Annotated in this window: 10 protein-coding genes and 2 rRNA genes; all 12 read right to left on the bottom strand. The window is 69.1% G+C overall.

Going from position 1 to position 10,397, the window contains the following annotated elements; genetic code table 11:
* Positions 1-1,191: DNA polymerase IV (locus tag G3I41_RS30560; protein WP_343242260.1), on the bottom strand; the 1,191-nt coding region annotated here is incomplete at its 3' end.
* Positions 1,192-1,281: 90 nt separating this feature from the next.
* Positions 1,282-1,899: a MerR family transcriptional regulator gene (locus G3I41_RS30565; RefSeq protein WP_164403788.1), complete on the bottom strand. Its 618-nt coding sequence runs from the start codon at positions 1,897-1,899 to the stop codon at positions 1,282-1,284.
* Positions 1,900-2,066: 167 nt separating this feature from the next.
* Complete coding sequence (locus G3I41_RS30570; protein ID WP_164403789.1) at positions 2,067-2,543, bottom strand: bifunctional nuclease family protein; 477 nt, start codon at positions 2,541-2,543, stop codon at positions 2,067-2,069.
* Positions 2,544-2,596: 53 nt separating this feature from the next.
* Entirely contained in the window at positions 2,597-3,337 is a 741-nt protein-coding gene (locus G3I41_RS30575) for a MerR family transcriptional regulator (protein WP_164403790.1), read from the bottom strand.
* Positions 3,338-3,379: 42 nt separating this feature from the next.
* Positions 3,380-4,243, bottom strand: coding sequence for an FHA domain-containing protein (locus G3I41_RS30580; RefSeq protein WP_239081922.1), 864 nt, complete (start codon positions 4,241-4,243; stop codon positions 3,380-3,382).
* 82 nt (positions 4,244-4,325) lie between these two features.
* Positions 4,326-5,102, bottom strand: coding sequence for a DUF881 domain-containing protein (locus G3I41_RS30585; RefSeq protein ID WP_164403792.1), 777 nt, complete (start codon positions 5,100-5,102; stop codon positions 4,326-4,328).
* A 5-nt stretch (positions 5,103-5,107) separates the two neighbouring features.
* Complete coding sequence (locus G3I41_RS30590) at positions 5,108-5,440, bottom strand: small basic family protein (RefSeq protein WP_003970459.1); 333 nt, start codon at positions 5,438-5,440, stop codon at positions 5,108-5,110.
* The gene (locus G3I41_RS30595; protein ID WP_164403793.1) at positions 5,437-6,339 is read right to left on the bottom strand and encodes a DUF881 domain-containing protein; all 903 of its coding nucleotides are present in this window, start codon (positions 6,337-6,339) and stop codon (positions 5,437-5,439) included. The genes G3I41_RS30590 and G3I41_RS30595 overlap by 4 nt, the downstream gene beginning before the upstream one ends.
* A 105-nt stretch (positions 6,340-6,444) precedes the next feature.
* A complete protein-coding gene (locus G3I41_RS30600) occupies positions 6,445-8,940 on the bottom strand; it encodes a mannose-1-phosphate guanyltransferase (protein WP_164403794.1) in 2,496 nt (831 codons plus the stop codon).
* 112 nt (positions 8,941-9,052) lie between these two features.
* A complete protein-coding gene (locus tag G3I41_RS30605; RefSeq protein WP_164403795.1) occupies positions 9,053-9,661 on the bottom strand; it encodes a CDP-alcohol phosphatidyltransferase family protein in 609 nt (202 codons plus the stop codon).
* A 146-nt stretch (positions 9,662-9,807) separates the two neighbouring features.
* Positions 9,808-9,924, bottom strand: a 5S ribosomal RNA gene (gene rrf, locus G3I41_RS30610).
* A gap of 79 nt (positions 9,925-10,003) precedes the next feature.
* Positions 10,004-10,397, bottom strand: a 23S ribosomal RNA gene (locus G3I41_RS30615); the annotation flags it as partial.

Here is a 10,397-nt window from a genome sequence, read left to right on the forward strand (position 1 = left end):
CCGCTGCTCGGCGGCCGCCACCTCCGCCCCCGGCGCGTCGTCCGGCGTGCCCGCGCGGGCCTCGGCGTCCTCCCGCGGCCCGGCCACGTCGTCCACCGGGAGGGCCGCCTCCCGCGCACCGGCGGCCTGGGCGAACAGGTCCTCCTGGGTGTAGTCGGCGAGCCCCGTGACGCCGACGCCCAGCAGACGCACCCCGCCGGTGGTGTCCACGGCCTCCAGGAGCCGGGCGGCGGCCTCCCGGACGACCGCCGGGTCGTCCGTGGGCCCGCGCAGCGTCTCGGAGCGGGTCAGCGTCGAGAAGTCGTACCGGCGCACCTTGAGGACCACCGTGCGCCCCGAGCGCCCCGCACCCCGCAGACGCTGGACGCATCGGTCGGCCAGCCGTTCCACCTCGGTGCGCACCCGGACGCGGTCGTGCAGGTCCATGTCGAAGGTGTCCTCCACGGATACGGATTTCGCGTCGCGCTCCGCGACCACGGGCCGGTCGTCGAAGCCGGAGGCCATCCGGTGCAGCGCGGCTCCGTGTGCCTTGCCCAGGAGCCGGACCAGTTCCGCCTCACCCGCCTCGGCGAGGTCGTCGACCGTCGTCATGCCGGCGCGGCGCAGATGGTCCGCCGTGGCGGGGCCGACGCCGGGCAGGGTGCGCACCGGCATGGGCGCGAGGTGCGCGCGTTCGGTGCCGGGCGCGATCAGGCGTATCCCGTCGGGCTTGGCTTCCTCGGAGGCGATCTTGGCGAGCATCTTGGAGCCGGCGAGCCCGACGGAACCGGTCAGTCCGGTGACCGCCCGGATGGCCTCGCGCAGTTCTCCGCCGATCTCCAGGGCGGAGGCCGTGTCGTCGGCCGTGCCGCCCGCTTCGAGGTCCACGAACGCCTCGTCCAGGCTGAGCGGTTCCACCAGCGGTGAGAGCCGGCCGAGCAGCTCCATGACCTGGTCGCTCACCGTCCGGTACAGCGTGAAGCGCGGGACCAGGTAGGCGGCGTTCGGAGCGAGCCGCCTGGCCTGCGCCATGGGCATCGCCGAGTGCACCCCGAAGCGCCGCGCCTCGTACGAGGCGGTCGCGACGACCCCGCGCGGCCCCAGCCCGCCCACCACGACCGGTTTGCCGCGCAGGCTGGGTTTCGCCGCCTGCTCCGCGGAGGCGTAGAAGGCATCCATGTCCAGGTGCAGGATGGTGGGCGCGGCTCTCACACCAGCCGATGCTGCCCTACGGCACTGACAATCGCCGTGTCGGCACGGCCCGCGCGCCCGCGATTCCCGTCCCGGGGGCGCGCTCGGAGCTCAGACGGCCCGATTGCGGCGGCGGGCGAGCTCGTCGGCCGGGTTGTGCCCGATCAGCGTCTCACCGGTGTCCACGCGCTCCCCGTGCAGCTGCGACAGGGCCGCGTCCACATCCCGCCAGACCACTCCGACGGCGATCCCGAAGACGCCCTGGCCGCCCTGGAGCAGGTCGACCACCTCTGCGGGCGAGGAGCACTCGTAGACGGTGGCCCCGTCGCTCATCAGCGTCATCCGCTCCAGATCCTGGAAGCCGCGGGCCCGCAGGTGCTGGACCGTGGTCCGGATGTTCTGGAGCGCCACTCCGGTGTCGAGGAAACGCTTCACGATCTTCAGCAGGACGACGTCCCGGAAGCTGTAGAGCCGCTGGGTGCCCGACCCGTACGCCGGGCGGACGCTCGGCTCCACGAGACCGGTGCGCGCCCAGTAGTCCAGCTGCCGGTACGTGATCCCCGCGGCCGCGCACGCCGTGGGCCCGCGATAGCCGATGTCGTCGGCCGATGCCACGTCGCCCCCCGCCACCGCAGCCGGCGCGGCCGACTGCCTGATGGTCCGGTCGGCCGTATTCCCCTGCTGCGGATACGGCGCACCCGCTGCCGTACCGTCGCCGCTGCTTCTCACGCCGACCTCCGTCCTTGACCTGCCCACTCGAAGGTAGGCAGTCACCCGGGGTGCGTCAACGATCGCCACACTCGGCACGCCGAGTGATAATCACCCTGAGGGTGGTTTCGCGTGACCGTTGACGGGGAAAGGCTCACCGGATGTGCCGGTGGCCGCCCCCGTAGACGTCACTGGCTGTTGTTCGTCCCGAAGTCCTCCGGAGAGATCTGGTCGAGGAACTCGCGGAACTTCTCCACCTCGTCCTCCTGCTCGTCGGGGATCGCGATCCCCGCGTCGTCCAGCACCCCGTCACTGCCGTAGATCGGTGTGCCGGTACGCAGGGCCAGGGCTATGGCGTCGGAAGGCCGCGCGCTCACCTCGGCACCGCCGGCGAAGACCAGCTCCGCGTAGAAGACCCCTTCGCGCAGGTCCGTGATCCGGACCTCGGTGAGCTCCTGGCCGACGGCCTCGAGCACATCCTTGAAGAGATCATGGGTCAGCGGCCTGGCCGGAGCCATGCCCTGCTGGGCGAAGGCGATCGCGGTCGCCTCTCCAGGGCCGATCCAGATAGGGAGATACCGGTCGCCTCCCACTTCACGCAGGAGCACGATCGGTTGGTTGGAGGGCATTTCCACCCGGACACCCACAACGTCGAGCTCGTTCACACAGCAACCCTAGGACGTGCTCGGCAGGTTTGGGTAGTCGGGCTGGTCCGCCTTCAGTGCAGCCGCACCCGCAGAGCGGTGTGCACGAGCGCGGAGTGCAGCCGTACGGACAGCTCCGCCAGCTCCTTCGCGGTCGCCTCCGCATGCGCCCTGGTCTGCGGATTCCGGTGCCGGCGCAGCGGCGCGACCATCTGCTCGATGAGCCCGGCCTCCCGGTCGGCGGCGGCCCGCACGGCCCTCAGATGACGAGGTTCCAGACCGAATCGGCCCAGTTCCGCCACAAGCCTGGCGACGGTGACCATCTCGGCGTCGTACCCGCCGTCCGCCGAGGGCACGACCAGGCCGTACGACTCCCAGTCGTCCAGGTCGCTCTCGGTGACCTCGGCGGCGACCAGGAGCTCGGCACGGCCGATACGGGCGGCCGTGGCCCGGCCCGGCACACCGGCGGACTCGCCGTCCGCCTGCCGCGGCTCCCCGTCGGGCGACGGGAGGGCCGCCTGCTCGCCGCGGGCGAGGGCGTCCAGATGTTCGCGGATGACCTTCAGCGGCAGGTAGTGGTCCCGCTGCATGCGGAGCACCTGGGCGAGCCGCTCGACGTCCGCCGCGACGAACTTCCGGTAGCCGGAAGGGGTCCGCTGCGGTTCGACGAGCCCTTCGGCCTCCAGGAAACGGATCTTGGAGATGGTGACCTCGGGGAACTCCTCCTGCAGCTGCAGGAGCACCGTGCCGATGCTCATCGGCCGGCCGTCGGCGGCGGTGCCGTGTCGGGCACCGCCGCTCGGTGTTCTCAGCATGGACCTTCCTGGGGTTCCCCCCGGACGGTGTCCGGGGGCGGGTCAGATGCCCCGCTGGTTCGCGTAGAAGACCAGCCGGTACTTGCCGATCTGCACCTCGTCGCCGTTGGACAGGGCGACGGAGTCGATCCGCTCACGGTTGACATAGGTGCCGTTGAGGCTGCCGACGTCCCCGACCGTGAAGCTGCCGTCGGCGCCCCGGCGGAACTCCACATGACGGCGGGAGACCGTCACGTCGTCCAGGAAGATGTCGCTCTGCGGGTGGCGGCCGGCCGTGGTCAGCTCGCCGTCCAGCAGGAAGCGGCTGCCGCTGTTCGGACCGCGGCGCACCACCAGGAGCGCCGAGCCGAGCGGCAGGGCGTCGACGGCGGCCTGTGCCTCGGGCGACAGCGACGGCACGGCGGTCTGGCCGGTGGCCTCCGCCTCGTACGCCTCGAGGCCCGAGATCGAGATGGTCGACGTGGTCTCCGAGGCGCGCTCCGGGACCCCGCCCCGCAGCGGCGCACCGCAGTTGGAGCAGAAACGACTGGCCTCGGCGTTGCGGTGGCCGCACCTCGTACACACCGGCATGGACGAAGCCTCCTGGCTCGGGGCTCCGAAACCTATGCGGCCGGGACCGGCAGGGTCAACGGACGACGCGCCGGGACCGCCCGGGTAGTCACCCCCCTGGCCCGCCACCTGGTCACGGAAGAGCGGGCGCTCCGCGCCCTGCTCGTCGGGCTGACCGTGGCGCGGAGCGCGATGGCGCGCGGCCTCATCGCGGGCGCTCTTGCCGAACAACTTCCCAAACAACTTCACGGGCGATTCCCCTTGACCGAAACAGACCCGCCCGTGGGGCAGGACGAACCCTGAATGAACACACCTGCCGACCCGGACATCTTCACAACGTCCGTATCCACTCGACAGTTTCCACCACGCGCCACGATTACGATGCGGCGACCCCCCGCAACCGTCCGCTCGTGTTCCCCGACGCCCGGGCGCCCGGGGATCACTGGCCCGACGACCGAGCGTAGTCAGGCGTCTCCGCCGGTCGCAAGGCGTCCACGACAATGTCGTCGGCGCGGGCCACATGCACCGTGGCCTGCTCCTTCTCCAGCGTCTGCACGACACCCCCGGGGATGTTCAGCGCCGGTTCCAGATCCTGCGGCTTGCCGATGACCTTGAAGACGTACGGGGAGGTGATCTTGCCCCCGTCCACCTTGACGGAACCCGCGTCACCGGAGAAGTACGTATGGGCCACCACACGGACCCCGTTGACCTCGACGGCCTCGGCACCGGCCGCCCTGAGCTCCTGCAGGGCGTCGAGCAGCATGTCGGGCCGCACGGCGCCGCCGACGTCGTTGACCGTCATGGTGATCCCTGGCCCGTGGGCCGCCACGGTCCCGGCGAGCACTCCGAGTTGCCGCTCCTTCTCGACCGTCTGCTTCCGGGCCTCCTCGGCCTGGTCGGAGCTGTTCTCCAGCTCCGTGCGCTGGGCGTCGAGGCGCTGCTTCTCGTCCTCCAGCCGCTGTGTGCGGTCGTCCACCTCGTCCAGGATGCGCACCAGGTCCTCCTGGCGCGCGCCGCGCAGGGCGTTGCTGTCGCTGTTGGACCGCACCTGGATGGCGAGCCCGAGGCCGAGGCCGAACAGCAGGAGGGCGACGATGAGTTGGGCGCGGGTCACCCGGAGCGGCCAGAGACCGGCGATCAGCCGCTGACGCCCGGTGACCTCCTGAGGAGCGTCCGCCGGGCGCTCCCCTCCGTCGTTGAACGCGTCGTTGCTCATCGGCATCAGGCCCGGAAGACGTGCCGGCGGATCGCCGCGGCGTTGGAGAAGATGCGGATGCCCAGGACGACGACCACGCCCGTGGAGAGCTGGGCGCCGACGCCCAGCTTGTCGCCCAGGAAGACGATGAGGGCCGCCACGACCACGTTCGAGAGGAACGAGACCACGAAGACCTTGTCGACGAAGATGCCGTCGAGCATGGCCCTCAGTCCGCCGAACACCGCGTCGAGCGCGGCGACGACGGCGATGGGGAGATAGGGCTCGACCACCGCCGGTACTTCGGGCCGGACCAACAGTCCGACCACGACTCCCACGACGAGGCCCAGTACGGCGATCACGATGTGCCCTTCCCTGTGTCTGCGGCCTTGTAAGGCTCTGCTGTCCGTACGATCAGGCTCGGGGCGGCCGGAAGGCTCAGCTTCTCCTGGACGGAGATGCTGGTCCGGATGTCGAAGGTGTCCTTCAGCGCTTGCAGGTACCGGCCGTCGGCACTGTCCCGGAAGGCCGCACCCAGCTTCTTTCCGTCCCCCACCGCGAGCACCGAGTACGGGGGCACGAGCGGTTTGTTGTCGACCAGTATGGCGTCGCCCGCGGCCCGGATCGCCGACAGGGCCGTCAGCCGCTGTCCGTTGATGGCGATGGCTTCCGCCCCGGACTCCCACAGCCCGTTCACGACACGCTGCATGTCCCGGTCACGGACCCGCCCGGTGTCGGAGAAACCACTCGTCTCACGGGGCCCGCCACCGCCTTGGTCGGTGTCCTCGGCGTCGTCCACGACGACCTTGACTCCCGGCCCGCGCACGGGCGTGGCCCCGGAGAGGAGCGCCACCACCTCGCCCTGGTCTCCCCCGTGTTCCTGGAGGGCCTTGCGCTGCCGGCTGCTGACGTCGTCGCGGACCTGCTCCACCTGGGATTCCAGGGTGTCGGCCGCCGCCGTCTCGGCGTCGATACGGTCGATCAGCTCCTGCTTCTCCTTGGCCAGGACCGGAGCGGTCACCCGCGCCTGGGCGGCTCCGAGCGTGACGACCAGCGCGGCGAGGACCAGGCAGGCGGCGAGGCCGAGTTTCGCCTTGAGCGTGCGGGGCATCCCCGCACGCCCCTCCGCCGCCCGCCGCGCCGCCGCTTCGGCGTAGCCGTCGTCCAGGCTGTGCTCCATCACGTTCGTCAGCAGCAACATGGACGCGTCGGGCCGCTTGGACGGCGGGGCCGTGCTCCGACCGGGGGGCTGCTGCGACATGCCGCACATCGTCGCATGTCGCGGCGGCTTACGCCGAATGGCCCCACCGATGAGCGCACAGCCGCGGGGACGGGCGGCGCGTCCGCCCGTCCCCGCGGACCGGCTTCAGTCGCCCGCGCTGTCCACGACCGCCGCCCACTCGTCGAGCAGCGCTTCGGCGGAGGCGTCGTCGGGCCCCTCGGCCCACAGGTGGGTGACGGCTTCCGCCGGGTCGGGCAGCACCATGACCCAGCGCCCGTCCGCCTCCACCACCCGTACACCGTCCGTGGTGTCGACGTCCCGGTCGCCGGCCGCCTCCACGACGCGGCGCATGACTAGGCCCTTGACGGCCCACGGTGTCGCCAGGTCACGGCGCAGGACGTGCGCACGCGGGATGCGGGCGTCGATCTGGCTCAGGGTGAGCTGCGTCCGCGCGACGAGTCCGATGAGCCGCACGAACGCGGCGGTCCCGTCGAAGACACTCGCGAATTCGGGAACGATGAAGCCGCCGCGCCCGTCTCCTCCGAAGATGGTGCCTTCCTCACGCCCCACCCGGGTCAGGTCGTCCGGCGACGTGGTCGTCCACTCGACCTGCGTGCCGTGGTACGCGGCGACCTGCTCGGCGACCCTGGTCGTGGTGACCGGGAGCGCCACCCGCCCGCTGCGCCGCTCGGCGGCGACGAGGTCGAGCATGACGAGCAGCGCCCGGTCGTCCTCGACGATCCGGCCCCGCTCGTCCACCAGGGACAGCCGTTCGCCGACGGGGTCGAAGCGGACGCCGAAGGCCGCCCGAGCGGAGGAGACGATCTCGCCCAGCCGCACGAGACCCTTACGCCGGGCTTCGGCCGTCTCGGTCGGCCGGGATTCGTCGAGGCCGGGGTTGATGGTGAGCGCGTCGACGCCCAGCCGCCCGAGGAGGCTCGGCAGCACGAGTCCCGCGCTGCCGTTGGAGGCATCGACCACGACCTTCAGCTGGGCGTCGGCGATTCCGGTCGTGTCCACGTTGCGCAGCAGCGACCCGGTGTACGAGTCGAAGACGCTGGACGGGAAGTAGATGTCGCCGATCTCGCCGGGGAACGCCCGGCGGTACTCCTGCCTGGCGTAGACGCGGTCCAGCTTCCGCTGCCGCGCCTGCGAGAGGTCCGCCCCGCGTTCGTCGAAGAACATGATGTCGACGGAGTCGGGCACACCCTGCGACGTACGGATCATGATGCCGCCCGCACTGCCGCGCGCGGTCTGCTGCCGCGCGACGGGCAGCGGTACGTTCTCCAGGTCCCGCACGTCGATCGCGCTGGCCTGGAGCGCGGAGATCACGGCGCGTTTGAGCGCCCGGGCGCCTCGGGAGTGGTCCCGGGCCGTGGTGACGGTGGAGCCCTTCTTGAGCGTCGTCGCGTACGCGCCGGCCAGCCTGACGGCCAGCTCGGGGGTGATTTCGACGTTCAGGATGCCGGAGACGCCTCGCGCCCCGAAGAGGTGTGCCTGACCGCGGGACTCCCAGATCACCGAGGTGTTGACGAAGGCCCCGGCCTCGATGGTCTTGAAGGGGTAGACGCGGACGTTCCCCTGGATGATCGATTCCTCACCGACGAGGCACTCGTCGCCGATGACGGCGCCGTCCTCGATCCGGGAGGCACGCATGATGTCGGTGTTCTTGCCGACCACGCAGCCGCGCAGGTTGCTGTGGTCGCCGATGTACACGTTGTCGTGGACCACGGCCTTGTGCAGGAACGCCCCGCTCTTGACGACGACGTTGGACCCGATGACCGTGTGCTCGCGGATCTCCACGCCGGCTTCCACCTTGGCGTAGTCCCCGATGTAGAGCGGTCCGCGGAGCACGGCGTCGGGGTGCACGTCGGCGCCTTCGGCCACCCAGACCCCGGGAGAGATCTCGAAGCCGTCGATCTCGACGTCGACCTTGCGCTCCAGCACGTCGGCCTGGGCCTTCACATAGCTCTCGTGGGTGCCCACGTCCTCCCAGTAGCCCTCGGCGACATAGCCGTAGATGGGCTTGCCTTCCTTCATGAGCTGCGGGAAGACGTCCCCGGACCAGTCCACGGAGGCGTCGGCCTCGACATAGTTGAAGACCTCGGGCTCCATGACGTAGATGCCCGTGTTCACGGTGTCGGAGAAGACCTGGCCCCAGGTCGGTTTTTCCAGGAAGCGTTCGACCTGGCCCTGCTCGTCCACGATCGTGATCCCGAATTCCAGGGGATTGGGAACACGAGTGAGGCAGACCGTGACCAGGCCGCCCTTCTCCTTGTGGAATGCGATGAGATCCGTGAGGTCGAAGTCGGTGAGCGCGTCACCGGAAATGACGAGGAAGGTGTCGTCCTTCAGCGCCTCTTCGGCGTTCTTCACGCTGCCGGCTGTGCCGAGCGGCTTCTCCTCATTGGCATAGCTCAGCTCCATGCCGAGCTCTTCGCCGTCCCCGAAGTAGTTTTTCACCAGGGAGGCGAGGAACTGGACGGTCACGACCGTCTCATTGAGCCCGTGGCGCTTCAGCAGCCGGAGCACATGCTCCATGATCGGCCGGTTGGCCACAGGCAGGAGCGGCTTGGGCATGCTCGAGGTCATAGGGCGAAGACGGGTGCCTTCGCCGCCAGCCATCACGACGGCCTTCATGTCGGAAACGTCCTCCTTGAGAGACGACGGTCGAGCCGACTTCGCCCGTCAGGGCAGCTTCTGTGTCATCAGCCGCAGGCCGGCATCGTTGCACGGCACCACTTCGGCGAGCTCAATCGGCTACTGCATCCGCCTTGACCAGGCGGCGGACCTGAACCACGTACAAGATTCCTGCCCACCAATAGAGGGTTGTACCCCACCCTGCGAACGCCCATCCGAAAACGGTGGCCACCTCTGCCAGCCAACCATGCCCGTCGCTGAGCAGCAACAAGGGGAATGCGTACATGAGGTTGAACGTGGCCGCCTTGCCGAGGAAGTTCACCTGGGGCGGCGGATAGCCGTGCCGGCGCAGGATTCCCACCATCACGAGGAGCATCAGCTCGCGGGCGAGCAACGCGACAGTGAGCCAGAGCGGCAGAATCTCGCGCCAGGTGAGTCCGACGAGCGTGGAAAGAATATAGAGCCGGTCGGCGGCCGGGTCGAGCAGCCGGCCGAGGTTGCTGATCTGGTTCCAGCGGCGTGCGAGCTTGCCGTCGAGGTAGTCGCTGACGCCGCTGAGCATCAGGACCAGCAGGGCCCAGCCGTCACTCTTGGGCCCGCCGAACTCCGGACGGAGAATCAGCCACAGGAAGACAGGTACGCCGACGAGACGCGCCATGCTGAGGATGTTGGGGATGGTGAGTACCCGGTCCGTCTGAACGCGGGTCTCCTGGACCTCCACCCGGGGGCCTCCTGTGTCAAGAACGTGCCAATGATGCTCCCTGACCCTACCCTCAGCCCCAGTCATCGGGTGCACAGGGGTGGCGAGCATCCCTGGAAACACGAAAGAGCCCCGTGCCACAAGGGCACGGGGCTCTTCCAAAAGGAGTTCGGCGGCGTCCTACTCTCCCACAGGGTCCCCCCTGCAGTACCATCGGCGCTGAAAGGCTTAGCTTCCGGGTTCGGAATGTAACCGGGCGTTTCCCTAACGCAATGACCACCGAAACACTATGAAATTAGAACCAACCGGGCAACAACACGGCTGTTCGTTATTTCAGAACTAACACAGTGGACGCGAGCAACTGAGGACAAGCCCTCGGCCTATTAGTACCAGTCAGCTCCACCCGTTACCGGGCTTCCACATCTGGCCTATCAACCCAGTCGTCTACTGGGAGCCTTAACCAATCAAGTTGGTGGGAATACTCATCTCGAAGCAGGCTTCCCGCTTAGATGCTTTCAGCGGTTATCCTTTCCGAACGTAGCCAACCAGCCATGCCCTTGGCAGAACAACTGGCACACCAGAGGTTCGTCCGTCCCGGTCCTCTCGTACTAGGGACAGCCCTTCTCAATATTCCTACGCGCACAGCGGATAGGGACCGAACTGTCTCACGACGTTCTAAACCCAGCTCGCGTACCGCTTTAATGGGCGAACAGCCCAACCCTTGGGACCGACTCCAGCCCCAGGATGCGACGAGCCG

The organism is Streptomyces sp. SID9727, assembly GCF_010550605.1.
In the GTDB taxonomy this organism is placed as follows: domain Bacteria; phylum Actinomycetota; class Actinomycetes; order Streptomycetales; family Streptomycetaceae; genus Streptomyces.